At 74.6% G+C, this 16,346-nt stretch carries 12 protein-coding genes; 7 read left to right on the forward strand and 5 right to left on the reverse strand.

All coding sequences use genetic code 11. The annotated features are described in order from the left end of the window. A partial coding sequence (locus tag VIU94_RS37650) for a response regulator transcription factor (RefSeq protein WP_331918903.1) occupies positions 1–337 on the forward strand: 337 nt, incomplete at its 5' end. A gap of 12 nt (positions 338–349) precedes the next feature. Here the strand turns inward: VIU94_RS37650 and VIU94_RS37655 are convergent. Next, entirely contained in the window at positions 350–1,201 is an 852-nt protein-coding gene (locus VIU94_RS37655; protein ID WP_331918905.1) for a caspase family protein, read from the reverse strand. A gap of 117 nt (positions 1,202–1,318) precedes the next feature. On the opposite strand from VIU94_RS37655, the gene VIU94_RS37660 reads away from it, so the two are divergent. The 3 genes from VIU94_RS37660 to VIU94_RS37670 all read left to right on the forward strand — a co-directional run bounded on the left by VIU94_RS37660 (position 1,319) and on the right by VIU94_RS37670 (position 8,632). Continuing rightward, complete coding sequence (locus VIU94_RS37660) at positions 1,319–2,230, forward strand: DNA/RNA non-specific endonuclease (RefSeq protein WP_331918907.1); 912 nt, start codon at positions 1,319–1,321, stop codon at positions 2,228–2,230. Positions 2,231–2,330: 100 nt separating this feature from the next. Beyond that, positions 2,331–7,481, forward strand: coding sequence for a trypsin-like peptidase domain-containing protein (locus VIU94_RS37665; RefSeq protein WP_331918909.1), 5,151 nt, complete (start codon positions 2,331–2,333; stop codon positions 7,479–7,481). 83 nt (positions 7,482–7,564) lie between these two features. After that, complete coding sequence (locus VIU94_RS37670) at positions 7,565–8,632, forward strand: trypsin-like serine peptidase (RefSeq protein WP_331918911.1); 1,068 nt, start codon at positions 7,565–7,567, stop codon at positions 8,630–8,632. 34 nt (positions 8,633–8,666) lie between these two features. Here the strand turns inward: VIU94_RS37670 and VIU94_RS37675 are convergent, their stop codons facing one another. Beyond that, positions 8,667–9,752, reverse strand: coding sequence for a serine hydrolase domain-containing protein (locus VIU94_RS37675; RefSeq protein ID WP_331918913.1), 1,086 nt, complete (start codon positions 9,750–9,752; stop codon positions 8,667–8,669). A gap of 117 nt (positions 9,753–9,869) precedes the next feature. On the opposite strand from VIU94_RS37675, the gene VIU94_RS37680 reads away from it, so the two are divergent. Further along, positions 9,870–10,499, forward strand: coding sequence for a TetR/AcrR family transcriptional regulator (locus tag VIU94_RS37680; RefSeq protein ID WP_331918915.1), 630 nt, complete (start codon positions 9,870–9,872; stop codon positions 10,497–10,499). 74 nt (positions 10,500–10,573) lie between these two features. Here the strand turns inward: VIU94_RS37680 and VIU94_RS37685 are convergent, their stop codons facing one another. The 3 genes from VIU94_RS37685 to VIU94_RS37695 are packed head-to-tail and all read right to left on the reverse strand — an operon-like array spanning position 10,574 to position 14,722. Further along, positions 10,574–11,230 carry a hypothetical protein gene (locus tag VIU94_RS37685; protein ID WP_331918916.1) on the reverse strand — a complete coding sequence of 219 codons (657 nt, stop codon included), beginning with the start codon at positions 11,228–11,230 and terminating at the stop codon, positions 10,574–10,576. Next, the gene (locus VIU94_RS37690) at positions 11,227–12,111 is read right to left on the reverse strand and encodes an ATP-binding cassette domain-containing protein (protein ID WP_331918917.1); all 885 of its coding nucleotides are present in this window, start codon (positions 12,109–12,111) and stop codon (positions 11,227–11,229) included. The genes VIU94_RS37685 and VIU94_RS37690 overlap by 4 nt, the downstream gene beginning before the upstream one ends. Positions 12,112–12,163: 52 nt before the next feature. After that, positions 12,164–14,722: a SpoIIE family protein phosphatase gene (locus VIU94_RS37695; RefSeq protein ID WP_414721076.1), complete on the reverse strand. Its 2,559-nt coding sequence runs from the start codon at positions 14,720–14,722 to the stop codon at positions 12,164–12,166. A gap of 143 nt (positions 14,723–14,865) precedes the next feature. On the opposite strand from VIU94_RS37695, the gene VIU94_RS37700 reads away from it, so the two are divergent. Next, positions 14,866–15,228 carry a CU044_2847 family protein gene (locus tag VIU94_RS37700; RefSeq protein WP_331918919.1) on the forward strand — a complete coding sequence of 121 codons (363 nt, stop codon included), beginning with the start codon at positions 14,866–14,868 and terminating at the stop codon, positions 15,226–15,228. A gap of 51 nt (positions 15,229–15,279) precedes the next feature. Continuing rightward, positions 15,280–16,346: S1 family peptidase (locus tag VIU94_RS37705; RefSeq protein WP_331918921.1), on the forward strand; the 1,067-nt coding region annotated here is incomplete at its 3' end.

Raw genomic sequence — 16,346 nt, forward strand, 5'->3', positions numbered from 1 at the left:
GGCGGCGCAGAGCGCCCTGCAGACGGCGGCCGGGGTGTTCGAGCGGGCGGGCGCGACGCCGTGGCTGGCGCTCGCCGCGGAGACCCCGTCGGCCCGAACGCCCGCGGAGCCGGCCCCGGCGGGCGAGGTGACGCTCGCCTCGCTCACCGAGGCGGAGCAGCGGCTCGCGCTGCTGGTCGGCCAGGGGGCGAGCAATCAGGAGGCGGCGGCCAAGCTGTTCCTGAGCGTCAAGACGGTGGAGGCCCGGCTGACCCGGATCTACCAGAAGCTGGACGTGCGCTCGCGCGCCCAGCTTGCGACGGCGCTGGGCGCGGGCCGCGGACTCGCGGCGCCCTGAACCTCGCGGGACTCAGATCGTGAACGGGCGCTGGCTCAGGAACACCGGCGTCGGGGCGCCCGTCGTGTAGAGGTTCGGGCTCTGGGTTGCCGGCATCCGGCGTTGGACGGCCCGGTGGAAGGAGCGGTACCCGCCGCGGTACGCGCCGTCGCCCCAGACCTGGAGCAGCGTCTCGGTGAACGCGCCGTTCACCGGGCCGTCGGCGGCGAGCTGGTTGTCCTGGCAGGCGGAGATCAGCACCGCAGCGGGTTCCGGCGCCTTCCCGGCGCCGTTCTTGAGCGAGCGCTGCAGCTCCTCGAAGAAGCCCCGGTCGCGGGCGTAGATCTCGTCCTGCTTGTAGACGGGCATGAGCCGCGACGCGCCCACGACGAGCGCGGGGTCGCGGGTGCGGAACTGGGCCTCCATGGCGTCGGGGCTGAGGATGTCGCGTACCTCGATGCCGCTGCCGCTGTGGCAGCAGTCGAGCAGGGCGACGATGCGTACGCCCGGCGAGAGCCGCCGGAACTCCTCGTGGAGTTCGTCGTCGAGGTACTGCCGGTCGTACAGGACGAGGGTCTCGTCGAGCGCGTCGGGTTCCTCGTCCGGGCCGGCGAGGTCGGGGACCTGGCCGCCGTGGCCGGAGTACGTGAACAGGAGGATGTCTCCGGCGGTGAGCTTGTCGCCCGCCTGGCGCAGCGCCGTGGTGACGTTCTCGACGGTGCCGTCTTCGGTGAGCAGGGTGGTGTCGGCGAAGCCGGCCGCGCGGGCCAGCCGTGCCATGTCGGCGGCGTCGTTCTCGCAGGCCACGAGTGCGCCGTCCCAGCCGTCGTACTGCTCGGGATCGACCTTGTTGAGGCCGATGTGGAGGGAGAGACCGGCAGCCATGGGATGCCTCCCGAGGAGGGTGAGGGCGGCGCCGGCCTGGGCTCACGCGGGGCGGCTGATCGAGTGGCCTGCGGCCGGGCGCCGAGCGCCAGCCGCGATACGCGGTAACACCATCGTATGAAGAGTTCCGACGGCTCGCCGTCCGGAGGGCAGGCGGACCCCGCGGCCGGGCGGCGCGGTGACGGCCGGGGCGACCCGCTGTCCGACCGCACCGGCTACGACGAGGCGTTCCTCGGCCCGGTGGTCCCGCTGCCGCTCCCCGTGCGGCCCGGCATCGAGACGGTCAGCCTGCGCTACACCCACTTCACCGTGGCGCTGCGGCCCGACCGGCGGCTGGCCGCCGCGACCGCCGTGTGCGTCGACGGCCACGGGTCGCTGGAGGACGTGGCCCACGGCGACGTCTGGGAGTTCGATCCGCGGGCGCCCGAGGAGCAGCAGGCCGGCGACGAGATCTACCGGAACAACAGCCTGGACCGGGGCCATCTGGTGCGCCCGCCGGACCCGGCGTGGGGGCCGTCCGACGACGCGCACCGCGCCGCGGCCGACACCTTCCACTTCACCAACGCCGCCCCGCAGGCCGACGTGTTCAACCAGGGCAGGAAGATCTGGCAGGGCCTGGAGAACCACCTCCTCGACCACACGGCCGTGTTCGACCGCCGCCTCGTCGTGCTCGCCGGCCCGGTGCTCCAGGACTCCGACCCGCCCTACCGCGGCATCCAGGTCCCGCTGCGGTTCTGGAAGGTCGTCACGTTCATGCAGGACGGGGCGCTGGCCGCGATCGCGTTCGTGCTCGACCAGAGCCCCGACCTCAGCCGCGACGCCGACCGCGCGCTCGTCGGTGCGAAGGCCGGCGCGCCGCCGCCGCTGGGCCCGTTCCGGACGTACCAGGTGCCGGTGTCGGACGTCGCCGAGATCACCGAGCTGGAGTTCGGCCCGCTGCCGGACGTCGACCTGATGCCGGTGCCGCGCGCGCCGGAGGAGCGCTGGCGGCGGCTGGAGTCGTACGAGGACATCGTCATCGAGCCCTGAGCGGGGCCGCCGGCGCGCGGCGAGCTGCGTTCCGGGTCGCGTTGCGGCCCCTCCCACCCGGTGAAAGCATGGGAGGGACGACACGTCGGGCAGGTGCGGTATGCCGCTCACCAATACGGAATGGGACCTGGTCACTTCGTGGGTGCGGGACCATCTCCTCGACACCCCCGATCCCCGGGCCCGACTGACCACTTTCGGGTTCCCCGCCGGGTTCGTCGGCGAACTCCCGCTCACCCAGGACAACGGCGGCAACGCGACCGCGCTGGTCCGGGCGGCGCGTCAGGACATCGCGCAGCAGCGCCGGCTCCTCGACGCGCTGGCCGGCCTCGACGCGCTGCGCGCCCCCGACCGGGACGCGGAGATACGGGGCCTGCTGGCCGGGCTGCGGCAGGACGAGGCCGAACACACCGCGGCTCAGGACCCGTTCGAGGCGCTGGTGATCCGCAACGGCACAGAGGTGTTCCTCGGCCGGGCCGGACTGCGGGCCAGGCTACGGGAGTTCGTCGCCGACCCGGAGAAGACCGTCCTGGTCGTGGACGGCGAACCGCACAGCGGGCGCTCGTACACGTACGGCTTCATCCGGCACCTGGGCCAGCATCTGGGCTTCCGGCCGGTGCGGGTGACCCTGTCCCGCTCCTCCACGGCCCACAAGGTCCTGGAACGGCTCGACGAGATCCTCACGGAACCCGGCGCGGCGCCGGACCCGCTGTGGGAACGGGCGGAGTGGAACGACCCGGTGGCGGCGATCGACGATGCCGTGCACACCGTGGTCCGCAAGGCCACGGACGAGCGGGAGCAGTACTGGCTGGTCCTCGACGAGTGCGACAAGCTCGACCCCGACTCCGACGTCTGGGACTGCATCGGCAAGCTGGCGCTCGCCGTCTACGAGAGCACTCCCCTGCGGCCGCACGCGGTGCCCCGGCTCGTCCTGCTCGGCTACTCGGCCCAGGCCCGTCAACTCCCGTACGAGATCAGGAAGAACGAGGTCCGCGACACGGCCCGGGCCGTCGGCGAGGACGAGGTACGGGACTTCTTCACCCGGCTCCTGGCAGCCGACGCGCCAGGGGCCGACGTGGACGGCGTCGTCGCCGCCGTGCTGGAAGCGGCCCGGACGGGCAACGGCGAGAGCTTCATGCGCCGGGTCTGCACGGCCGCGGAGACGGCCGTCCGGCTGTACCGCACGCTCGGCCGGGTCCCGGAGCTGCCCGCCCTGCTGCGCACGGAGCTGGCGGCGGAACGGACCGCGGCGGCGGTGCCGGTGCCCGACCTGCGCCTGGAGTACCGGAGGGCGGCCTGTCTGCTCGGCGAGTTCGACCCCGAGCAGCTGCGCCTGCCCGACGGGTCCGCCGCCGGGCCGACCGCGGCCCTCGTACTGGTCGAGGACTGCACCGCGCAGGCGCTGCCGGGCCGCGAACTGTGGGCCCTCAAGCGGGAGGTGCGGGAGGCGACGCTGCGGGGCCTCGACGGCCCGGAGACCGCCCGCAGCCATCTCGCCGCGAACATCGGACAGTTCCCGGACACCGCCTCCCCCGAGCGGGTGGCGCTCGACTACCTGTCCGGCGTGCCGCCGCAGCTGGCCACGCAGAGCGTCGACGAACTCACCGACACGCTGCAGGCGGTGGCCTGGCTGTCGCAGGTGCCCGGCGTCCCCCGGCTCCCGGACCCCGCGGACCTGCACCGCCTCCTCCAGTGGGCCCGGCTGCTCCAGCCGATGCAACGGCTCGTGCCCGGCCACGCCTTCCACGGGCGGTCCCACGAGCTGAAGCTGCTGCGGGACTACATCGCGCTGCCGCCGGAACCGGCCGAGCCGCCCGTCGTGGTGCACGGCATCGGCGGCGTGGGCAAGAGCACCCTGCTCGCGAAGTTCCTGCTCGACGCGCTGGACGAGGCCCCGTTCCCGTTCGCCTTCATCGACTTCGGCCGGCCCACGCTCTCCGTCCACGAACCGGCCACCGTGATCGGCGAGGCGGCCCGCCAGCTCTCCGTCCAGTATCCGGCACACCGTGACGCGTTCGAGGCGCTGGCCGCCGAGTGCGAGGCCGTGGCCGCCGAACAGCGCGGCGAGCGCGGCCAGATGGACCAGTTGTACCGGCCGTCGGCGACCCGGGCCTCGTCCGCGCGCGAGTACTCCCGGGAGTTCCACACCCGGGCCGCCGAGCACGACGCGGAGCTCGCGGACAAGGTCGCCCGGCTGGTCGCCGAGGCCGCCGCGCCGGCCGCCGGCGGGCCGCCGCCGCCGCTCGTCGTCGTGACGGACTCCTTCGAGGAGGCCCAGTACCGCGGCTCCCCGATCCTCGGCCGCATGTGGGTGATCTGGGGCGCGCTGCGCAAGGCGTACCCGCGGCTGCGGTTCGTCGTGTCGGGCCGCGCGCCGGTAGGACACCCGGCGAGCGTGCTCGAACCGGTCGCCGTGCCGCTGGGCGACCTGGACCGGCAGGCCGCGGTGGCCGTGCTGACCTCCCTCGGCGTGCCGGGCGGGGAGGCGGACGAACTGTACGAGCTGGTCGGCGGCCACCCGCTCAGCCTGCGGCTCGCGCAGCGCGCGGCCGAACACTACGGATCCGTCGCCGCGTTGAGCGAGGACGTCGGCAGCGTGCCCACCCGGCGACGCCAGCGGGACCGGGCGGTGGAGCAGGAGCTCATCCAGGGCACCCTGTACGAGCGCATCCTGCACCACGTCGCCGCGCCGGACCTGCGCCGGCTGGTCCTGGCCGGACTCGCGCTGCGGAAGATCACCCCCGAACTGCTGCGCGAGGTGCTCGCGGAACCCGCCGGAGTACCCGTCGGCTCGGACCGGCAGGCCCGCGATCTGATCGGCCTGCTCGGCCGGCTGGACCTGATGGAGGACGCCGGGCCCGGCGCCGTACGGCACCGCGCCGACCTGCGGCGCATCCTGCTCCGCCTCTCGGACAGCGCCCGCACCGACCTCATGCGCGCCGTCGGGCAGCGGGCCGTCGCGTACTTCTCCGCCCAGGAGGGCCCGGAGGCGCGCGCCGAGGAGATCTACCACCGGCTGCGCCTGAACGAGGATCCGCGCGCGGTGGAGCGGCGCTGGACGCCCGCGGTCAAGGGCTTCCTCGCGGGCGCGGAGCGGGACCTGTCCGGCCGCTCCGCCGCGTTCCTGCTCGGCGTCCACGACGGGCACGCCCCGGACCGGATCCTCGCCGAGGCGGACCAGGAGGACTGGGAGCGGCTCGTCGCCCGGGAGGTGGAGGACCTGCTGGCGCTGAACTACCTCGACGCGGCGCGGGCCAGGCTCACCGAGCGGCAGCCGTGGACGCCGGGCAGTCGGCTGTACCCGCTGCTCGTCGAGACGCTGGCGCGGGCCGGCCGGCGGGCGGACGCGCGGGACACGGCCGAGCGTGCGGTGGACGGGGCGCGCGCGGCGCAGCGCCCGGAGACCCAGCTGGAGCTGCTGCGGCTCGCGGCGCGGCTCGCGGAGGACGCGCAGGACCACGTCACGGCCGACAACGACCTGCGGGAGGCGGAGGCCGTGGCCCGCGGACTCGGCCTGGAATTCGAGGAGACGGGGGCTCTCATCGCCCGGATCCGGCTGGCGGCCGCGGCGAAGTGGAACGCCGCGCCGCTGATCGGCCGGCTCGCGCGCTGGCTACGGGGCCTGTCCGACGAGCGGCTGGCCGAGCACCCCGGGCTCGCCCGCCAGGCGGCCACCGAGGTCGCCGGGCAGGACCCGGCGCTGCTCGGCCGGGTGCTGCGCGTCGTCGGCCTGCCCCGCGTCGACGACGCCGCCCTGTACGCCCTCGCGGAGCGCCTTGAGCACGTCATGGCCGCCCGGCCCGAGCTGCACGCCGCGCTGCTGCGGGCGCTGGACGCGGCCGGTGTGGCCACCGAGTCGGCCTCGGGCCAGTACCCGGTGATGCGGGACGCGCTGACCGACGTACGAGGGCGCGACGCCCTCGACGAACTGGCCGGGCAGCTGCTCACGCTGCACGACCCGGCGGGCGACCTGCTGGCCGGGGTCACGGCCGTCATGGGCGCCGGGGCGTCGTTCTACGGCCCCGAGACCGAGTCCGCCACCGGGTCGTGGGGGCGGCTGCCGCAGGTGCTGTCCGACGCGACCGTCGGCGGGCCCGCGGTCGAACCGTTCCTGCCGCCGGAGGAACTGGAGCGGGTCGTCGAGGCCGCCGAGCGGGCGGGCCTGGACGACGACCGGCACCGGGACGCGCTGCTCTCCGGGTTCCATTCGCTGTACGCGCGGGCCCTGTTGGAGACGGGCGCGTCGCTGCGCGGGATGCTGGCGAAGATGAACGACGACGGCCGGCTGGTCAACGGGTCGGTCCCGCTGCAGATCTGGCTGCGCAACGCCGTCTCCGCGACCTGCTCGCCCGGCCCGCTCGCCGTGCTCCAGGAGGCCCTGGACGAGGTGGCCCGCAGCGCGGGCGGCGAGCCGGACATCATGGCCGACCTGCCCGACCTCGCCGAGGGCGGGGAGACGAAGGAACGGATCATCCTCCGGGACGACACCGTCCCCTTCGGCTTCCTGCACGGCGGGCACCGGGCGGGCGAGGCGGTCGCGCTGATCAAGGTGCGCCCGTACCGGGCCGGCGAGCTGATGCCCGCCAACTCGCCGCATGCGGGCACCGGTTGGCTGATCACACCGGAGCTCCTGCTCACCAACCACCATGTGATCGTGGCCCGGGAGCGCCGCCGGGGCGAGCCGCGCCCGGTGGTGGCCCCGGAGGACCTCGAACTCCAGGCCACGCACGCCGTGTGCCACTTCGACTTCGAGGACGGCGTCCAGGCCTCCGCCGTCGAGGTCGCCGAGCTCGTCGCCTGCGACGAGAAGCTCGACTTCGCGGTGCTGCGGCTGACCGAGCCGCTCACCCGCCCCCCGCTGCGGATCTCCCCGACGCCGCTGACGGTGCTCCGGACCGACCCGCCGGTGGCGGTCAACATCATCCAGCACCCCTCCGGCGAGCGGAAACGGGTCGCGCTGCGCAACAACATCGTCTCCGAGGGCGGCGAGCCGGACCTGCGGTACTACACCGACACCCGCGAGGGCTCCTCCGGTTCGCCGGTCCTCACCGACGACTGGAAGGTCGTCGCGCTGCACCGCGGCAGCCACCACGTGAAGGACGTCGACTTCCAGGGCAAGAGCACCGCCTTCGTGAACGTCGGCACGCAGATCAGCAGCATCCTCGGCTGTCTCCGGGCGCAGGCGCCCGAGGCGCACACGGAGATCATGCGCTTCCAGGCCGGTCTGAGCGCGGCCTCCGAGGGAGGTGAGTAGCGGGCGGCCCGGGAGTGGGCGGCCGCGGAGGAGGCGTACAGGCGGCCCGGCGCGCCGGGCCCGAGACGCGGAGGTGGCACCGGATGCGCAACGGCTCACCGGTCGCGACCGGCCCCGAGCAGGTCTTCGGCGACCTGCGCGCGGTGGCCGAACGAGTGCGGAAGAACCTGGAGGCGGAGATCTCCGAGTCGGCCGAGGAACTGCCCGGCGGCGCGGCCCCGGCGGCCGAGATCTCGAACTTCGCCCACGAGGAGCGGGCCAGGGTCCTGGAGGCCGGGGTCACCGGCCTGGAGAAGCTGGCCGCCGGGCGGGCGGACGAGGTCGAGGACGACGAGTACTTCGGGGTGGAGGCGATCGTCCTCCTCGAAGGCCGCCCGGCGATCCTCGTCCAGGGCCAGGACTTCGCCCCGCAGGAGGGCGAGTGGTCGCTGCTCGACGCGCACCGGGCCGGGATCCAGGAGTCGATCGCCCGGGTCGGCCGGGTCGAGGTACGCGGCCATCCACGGCTCGACTGGGTCGGCACGGCGTTCCTGGTCGGCCCCGACACGGTGTTGACGAACCGTCATGTAGCGGTGGAATTCGCCAGGACGGACGGCGTGGGCTGGACGTTCCAGCAGGGCATGTCGGCCCAGCTCGACCCCGGCGAGGAGCTGCCGCTCGCCCCCGCCGACGCCCGGATCGACCTGCTCACGTACGAGATCAGGGAGGTCGTCGGGGTCCACCCGGACGTCGACCTGGCAGTGCTGCGAGTCGCCCCGCCGAACGACGGCAGCCCCCTGCCCACCCCGCTGGCCGTGGCCGCCGACGCCCCCGCCGACGTGCCGGGCCACACCGTGTACGTGGTCGGCTACCCGGCCTGGGACGGGCGGCGCAACGAGCCCGAGTCGATGCGGCGGATCTTCATGGACGTGTACAACGTGAAGCGCCTCCAGCCGGGCCTGGCCACCCGGTTCACCCCCGGCGAGCTGGTGATGGGCCACGACTGCTCCACCCTCGGCGGCAACAGCGGCTCCCCCGTCTTCGGCCTCCCCGACCACCGCGTCCTGGCCCTCCACTACGGCGGCCGCTACCGCACCGGCAACGTCTCGGTCCCGCTGTGGGAGATGGTCGACGACCCGCTGCTCGCGCGGGCGGGGGTCAACTGGGTCTGAACCGGGGCCAGGCCGCTTCCTGCGGGGAACGCGGTCAGTCCACGGCCGCGCGGACGGCGTCGGCGAGGTCCTGCGCCGAGGTGTCGTCCGCGCCCGCCGTGAGGAGGCTGCAGGTGAAGGCGAAGGAGAGTCCGCGACGGGGGTCGGCGAAGGCGATGCTGCCGCCGCTGCCGTTGTGCCCGAACGCGGTGGGCTCGCCGCCCATCGGGGCCGCGTCGAGGAAGTACCCGAGACCCTTGGTGACCGGATTGCCCAGGATCCGGTCAGGCTCCCGGGTCTGGATCTCGTACAGCAGCGGCAGCCGTTCGGCCGGCACAAGGCGGACCCCGTCGACCTCGCCGAGCAGGGCGGCGTACATCCGGGCCGCGGCGCGTGCGGTCATGGTCACGGCGGCGGGAAGGTCGGCGCGCAGGAAGCCGGGCCGGTTCGCGAGGCGGGCGGTCGGCCACACATCGGCGTTGGGGATCGCCTGGAAGAACGGAGCGGCGGACGGGATCCGGCCGAGCGCCTCCTCCCAGCCGCCCGGCACCAGCGGGACCACGCGCCCCAGGTGCTCCTCGGGAACCCCGTAGAAGAGAGAGTCCGCGACACCGAGCGGCTCGGTGACGTACGTGCGCAGCGCCTCGGAGACGGTCAGCCCGGTGACGCGGCGTACGGTCTCGCCGAGCACCCATCCGAAGGTCCAGCCGTGATAGCCGGTGGCGCTGCCCGGCTCCCAGAGCGGCTCCTGGCCGGCGACCAGGGCCGCCATCCCGTCCCAGTCGAACAGCTCCTCCGGCGTGATGGCCGGGGGGAGGTGCGGCACGCCCGTCCGGTGGGTCAGCGCGTCGCGGACGGTGGCCCGGTGCTTGCCATGGACGGCGAACTCCGGCCAGTAGTGGGCCAGCGGGGTGTCGTAGTCGAGCATCCCCCGCTCGGCGAGGACGTGGACGAGGGTCGACGTGACGCCCTTGCCGGTGGAGTAACTGGGCAAGAGCGAGCCGGAGTCCACCGCCTCGCCCGCGTAGGCGTCCACGATGAGTTCGCCCTGCAAGTACGCGGCCACCTGCACGCCCGATTCCCGGCCGGACTCGACCAGGTCCCGGAGTATGTTCTCGACCTGTGCCTGGATGTCTGCCATCTGGGTTCCCCTTTGCCCGCCTGATAGCCTGAGCACTGCTCAAGTTGAACAGTGCTCAAGCTAACCTGAGCACTGTTCAAGCGTCAAGGCGCACACAGGATTCGGAGAGGCGGGCCCGTGCCGGTACGACGAGCGGACGTCATCGACGCCGCGATGGAACTGCTCGACGAGGGCGGTCTCGACCAGCTCTCCACCCGCCGGATCGCCGAGCGTCTCGGGGTGCGCGTGGGGGCCATCTACTGGCACGTGAAGGACAAGGACGAACTGCTCGCCGAACTCGCCGACCGGATCGTCGGCTCCTGCCTCGACGAGATCCCCGGACCCGACCAGGCGGCCCCAGGCCCGGCGGCACTGGCCGAGCGGCTCACTGCCGCCGCCCACGCCGTGCGGCGCGCACTACTGGCCCACCCCGACGGGGCTGCGCTGGTCGCCGGCCACGCGGTCCCCGGCCCGCACTCCCTGGTCCTGGCCGACCGGCTGATCGGCCTCACGCGAGCCGCGGGCCTGCCTCTCCCACTCGCCGCGCACGCGGGTGACACCCTGCTGAGCTACGTCACGGGCTTCGTCCTGCAGGAACAACGCCGCCGCGCGCTCACCGAGGACCCGCAGACACCGGCGCCGGACCTCGACTTGGAGGGACTTCCTCACCTGGCGGCCGCTCTGGAAGAGGGCCTGCCCGACGACGAGACGACCTTCGCCGTCGGCGCCGGGCTCATCGCCGCGGCCGTGGCGGGCCAGGTGAGGTGACGGAGCGGGATCCGGGCGGTGATCCCGCCGTTGACGGCCTGGGGCATGTCCGACCCTGATCCGCCGGACAGGCCCTAGTCGCGGCGGGTCGACACGGCGTGTGCGAGGGCCGTGGACGCGGCGAGCAGTACGGCCGCGAGGGCGAGCAGGCCGAGGACGCCCGGGATCAGCGCGGCCGAGTCGGACGAGGTGGCCATCAGGCGCAACATCCGGTTGACGGGCGGCAGTCCGGGCACGAACAGCGTCGTCATGACGAGCGCGAGGGCGGCCACGAGGGCGTACCCCTGGCGCCGGAACACCGGGCGCGCGCAGAGCACGCCGATTGCGGCGCCCGTCAGGGCGGTGGTCAGCTGGGCGATCGCGCCGAGGGCGAGATCGGCGGGCCCGGGTTCGTACGAGCCGACCCACAGCGGGAAGAGCAGGCCGAGGACGCTCAGCCCCAGGCAGCTGAGCAGCACGGTCGCGACCGAGCCGAGGAGCACCCGGAGCCCGTGCCCGGCGCTCACAGCGAGGACGGCCCGCTGGGACGGCTCGTCCAGGCTGAACAGGGCGACGGTCAGCCAGGTGGACGCGACGAACAGCGCGCCGGCGGAGGAGGCGTACGCGGGTGGCAGCGGGCCGCTGCCGCTGACCGTCAGGACGGCCATGAGGCCGGTGAAGAGCAACAGCGGGGCGAGGTAGCGCTGGCTGTGCAGGGCGAGCGCGAAGGTGTAGCGGACGAGGGCGATCACGCGCGGCCTCCGCGGATACGGGAGTCGGCCGCGCCTGCGTCCGACGCCGGGTCGCGGGTCAGGGACGCCACCGACCAGCCGTGGTCCAGGGCGGTTCGCAGGAGGGCGTCGGCGTGGGCGCGCTCGACTCGGACGCGGGTGCCGAGACCGGCTCCTTCCTCGGCGGTGGAGTGGACACCCGGGAGCGTCGGCCAGTCCAGCGGGTCGGGAGTCCGGCCGTCGTCCGGGTGGGTGAGGACCGCCTCGGTCAGCGCGAGACGCGCGGGCCGCGGCGCTGCGGGGCGTACGCGGCCGGCCTCGACCGCGTACGTACGGGAGGCGTGCGCCCGGGTCACCGCCTCGCGGTGGTCGGTGAAGACCACCGCGCCGCCGGCGTCGGCGACCTCGGTCATGATCTCGGCGAGGACGCCGTGGGCGGAGGCGTCGAGCCCCGACCAGGGCTCGTCGAGCACCAGCAGCCCCGGGGGCACGAGCAGCGCCTGGGCGAGCGCGACCTTCTGGGCGTTGCCCTTGGACAGGGTGCGCAGCTGCGCGTCCGCGCCGCCGACCAGGGCGAGCCGGTCGAGCAGCCGTGCGGCGCGGGCCTCGGCCTCGGCCGTGCGCAGGCCCCTGATGCGGCCCATGTGCGTCAGGTACGCGCGGGCCGACAGCCGGCCCTCGGGCGCGAAGCGGTCGGGCACGTAGCCGACGACGGCCGGGCGGCCGGTGACCGTGCCGCCGGTCGGGCGGCTCACTCCGGCGAGGATCCGCAGGAGGGTCGACTTGCCGGAGCCGTTGCCGCCGGTGAACGCCACCGTCGCGCCGGGCGCGAGGTCCGCGTGGACGTCGCGGAGCACCCAGCCCCGCCGCCCGTACCGTTTGCTCACCGCGTCCAGCCGCACGCCCGCTCCCCACCCCGACCCAGCCTGAACCGCCCAGCGTACGCGGCGCAGTTCAGGCCAGGTCGGTCCAGCGGGCGGCGAGCAGCAGGGCGATGTCGTCGGGCCGGTCGGTGGCCTGCCGGGCCTCGCGGATCAGGTCGTCGGCGGTCTCGGTGAGCGGGGCGAGGCCGTGCTCGGCGAGGGAGGCGCGTAGCCGCTCGATGCCCTCGTCGATGTCCGTGCCGGGGATCTCGATGAGGCCGTCGGTGAACAGCGCGAGCACCGCCCCCGGTTCGAGCCGCAGCTCGGCGACGGGGTACACGGCGTCGCCGGCGACGCCGAGGACGACCCCGCCGGGCAGGTCGAGGACCTCGGTCGGCCCGTCCGGGTGGCGCAGCAGCGGCTGCGGGTGCCCCGCCCGTACGGCCAGGGCCACGCCGGTCTCCGGGTCGAGGAGGATGTAGCAGAGGCTCGCGAACTGTCCGGGGTCCATGTCGATCAGGAGCCGGTTGGTGCCCCGGACCACGTCCTGCGGCGCGTGCCCGCCGATCGCGAACGCCCGTACCGCGCTGCGGAGTTGGCCCATGGTCGCGGCGGCCGCCACGCCGTGTCCCTGGACGTCGCCGATGACCAGGGCGAGCCGGCCGCCGCCGGTCTCGATCACGTCGTACCAGTCGCCGCCGATGTCCATGCCCTGCGTTCCGGCCAGGTAGCGGCCCACCGTGTCGACCTTGTCGCGGACCGGCAGCCGGTTCGGCAGCAGGGCGTCCTGCAGGCCGCGGGCGAGGGCGGCCTCGGTGTCGTAGCGCTGGGCGCGCTCCAGGGCCTGGGCGATCAGCCCGGCGAGGGCGGTGAGGACGGTGCGCTCCTCGGGGCTGAAGCCGCGCGGCTGGTCGAAGCCGAGGATGCAGGAGCCGACCGGCCGGCCGGAGGCGATGAGCGGCAGGAACGCCCGTGCTCCGGTGTGCGCGTCGAGCGAGATGTCCGGGTAGGCGTGGGCGAGTTGCTGCATCGACTCGAAGAAGATCGGGCGGCCGGAGGTGAGCGTCTCGACGCCCGGCAGCCGGGCGTCGAGCCCGACCCCGTCGAAGCCATCCAGGAAGCCCTTCGGGAACCCGGTCTCCCAGGCGAGGTAGAGGTGACGATCGCTCAGCAGGTAGATCGCGAGCTGGCGGCCGCCGAAGGCCGGCAGCAGCTCCTCGGTGACGACGGCGGACACTTGACGGGCCGTCACCGCCTCGGAGAGGGCGATCGCCAGGGCGACCGGCCGGTACAGCGAGGCCGCCCGGTCCGCGGGCGAGCCGATCCCGGGGCCGGGGCTGGTGACCGATCCGGGCCGGTAGTCCGGCTGTTCGCCCTCGACGAGGACGATCGTCACGCCGTCGTGGCCGGGGTAGAGCGAGACCGACAGCCACTCGTCCGCGGCCGGGCTGGCCAGGAAGTGCACGGACTCGTCGGAGATCAGCGCCGCCCGCAGGCTCTCCTCGTGCGCGGGGTTCCCGAACCACGGCACGGCGTCCCGCAGCAGCCGGCCGACCAGCCGGGCGCGGGGCAGCCGCAGCAGGTCCTCGGTGTGCCGGTTGGCGTACGTGATCCGGCCGAGGCGGTCGATGGCGACGACGGCCCGCGGGACCCGCTCGGTGGCGTCGGAGCCGACCGGTACGGTGCCCAGGTCGACCAGGAAGCCCGTCATGCGGGTGCCCGCGCTGTCGGGCGGGTCGGCGCGGGCGGCCACCTCAAGGAGGTGCGAGCGGCCGTCGGGGCCGAGCAGCCGCATCCGCCGCGCGGCGATGGCCCCGGACTCGGCGGCCTGGCGGGCCAGCGCCCACAGCCCGTACGCGTCCTCGGGGGCGAGGCGCTCCGCCAGGGCCTCGACGGTGCCGGGGAAGGTGCCGGGGACGATGCCGAGGATCGCGCAGAGGCCCTCGTCGGCGGCGACGGCCCCGGTGGTCAGGTCCCAGTCGAAGTAGCCGACCCGGAGCGGCGGGGTGGTCACGGACGGCAGCTGGACGCACACCGGCTCGGTGTCCCAGAGGACCGGCCGGCCCTCGGCGACGAGCTCGGCGAGTTCCGCGCCGAGCCGCAGCCCCGCCTCCGTCATCCGGCGGCGATCGGCCGCGTCGACCGGGATCCCGGGGGTGGCGGGGCGCAGCACCACGAGCACGCCGAACTGCTCGCGGTCGTGCACCACGGGCGCGTACAGCGAGCCGAAGGGGAACGGGAGGCTGGCCACGAGCTGCGGGAACTGCCGCATGGCCTCCTCGGCGTCCGCCAGGTACACGGGCTGCCCGGAGCGGTGCACCTCGGCCACCGGGAAGGGCCGGTTCACGTGCATCCGCCACCAGGGCCGGAACAGCGGCCCGGGCAGCCCGGCGAGCAGCGCCAGGCGCAGCAGGCCCGGGGTGCCGGAGCGCAGGTAGACACCGCCCGCGGAGCCGCCGACGGACTCGACGGCCTGCACCGTCGCACCCGCGAGCGCCATGGGCAGCCCGTGCGGGACGAGTCCGTCGGCGTGCGCGCTCCCGGGGGCCGTCCCTAGTCGGTCCGAGGTGATCTCGACCGTGGGGACGGGCCCGGCCGCGCCGGACCTGGTCACACAGCCAGGATGCTCCCGGGCGGTGGGGCGGCGCATCTCGGACGGGGGCGGGCCGCTTCGGGCCGAGCGCGCGTGCTGGGCACGGTACGGGCGGGGGTTGGCGTAATCTCCTCCCTCGGCCCGCGCCGGGTCCCTACCATGTTGACCGTCGCACAGGGCAGTTGAGGGGGATGAGTTCGATGTCGTCGCAGCTCGTACAGCTGGAGATGCCGGACGGCCGGTTCATCTGGGCCACCGTGGCCGAGGACGACGGGCCGAGCGACTCCGGGCTCGGCGACCGGTTCGCGGAGAAGCTGCACGGCTTCCACGAGTCCCTGCAGGTCGTGGCCACGAACGTGCGCGACGCGGTGGCGACGGCCCGCCCGGACGAGGTGAGCGTGGAGTTCGGCCTGGAGCTGGCGGCCGGCGAGAGCGGCGTCGTGGCAGCGCTGGTGGGCGGCAGCGGCAAGGCGGCCTTCAAGGTGACGCTGACCTGGAACGGCTCGGCGCAGTCGGCCGCACCGACCCCGACCCTGCCCTCGCCCTCCTCGGCGCAGAACTGAACGCGCACCGTCGCCGGACGTCACCATGAGCGACCCCACCCGCACGGCGCCATGAGCAGACAGCACCCGCTGTCCCGGCTCCAGGCCCATCTGGAGGCCTGCCGTGTCCTCGTCACAGGCGTGACGCGGGGCACCGGCTTCTTCGTCGCGCCCGGGTACGTGGTGACCTGCGCGCATGTCGCGGGAGCGGAGCCGGGGGCGCGCGTGCCGGTGCTCTGGTGCGGCACGGAGTACGAGGGCGTGCTCCGGGCGGCCTCGGCCCCGGCCCGGGGCGACGGGCTGTGGCCGTACCCGGATCTGGCGATCGTGGAGCTGCCCGAGCCGCCGGCCCGGCATCCCTGCGTGTGGCTGGACGCCGACACCCTGCCGCCGGCCTCGGGCGCGGCGCTGACGGCGGTCGGCTTCTCGAACGTGTACGAGCGACACGCCCCGGCTGAGCGGACGACGCTCCTCACCGCCGGCGGCCGGCAGTCCTTCCAGGGCGGCCCCATGGTCGAGCTGACCGGCGGCGAGGTGAACCACGGGCTGTCCGGCGGGCCGGTGCTCAGCCACCGCTCCGGCGGCGTCTGCGCCGTCGTCAAGGCGACCCGGAAGCGGGACACGGACATGGGCGGCCTCGGCACGCCGGTCGGCGCGCTGCGGCTGCTCGACCCCGAGGTGTACCGGGCACTGATGCGGGCGCACGACCGCTTCCATGCCGCCGACGAGCGCTGGGCGTCGCTCTCCGACAAGGTCGCGGCGGCCTGCGCGGCCGACGCCGAGGACGTCCCGCAGCTCACCTCCGCGTCGGCCCGGCGGCTGCTGGGGGCGCTGGCCGAACTGCCGGCGCGCGCGGAGCCCGGCCGGCACACGGCGGCCTACGTCGCCGCGTCCCCCGAGGGCATGCCCCCGCCGCCCGGCCCGCCGCAGCTGGACCACCGCGACGTGTTCACGGACCTGGCCGCGCTGGTGCCACCGGATCCGGGCGTGCTGCCGTACGAGCTGGCCTTCGCCGCGGACCGGGCGCGCGAGGCGGCGCGGGACGGGGAAGACGGCAACGGCTGGGCCGGCGCGGCGCTGCTGCTGCGGGACCGCGTCCTGACGGCGGCGGGCGACCGGCTCGGGGAGGAGGCGCGGCG

Source organism: Streptomyces sp. (assembly GCF_036566765.1).
In the GTDB taxonomy this organism is placed as follows: domain Bacteria; phylum Actinomycetota; class Actinomycetes; order Streptomycetales; family Streptomycetaceae; genus Streptomyces.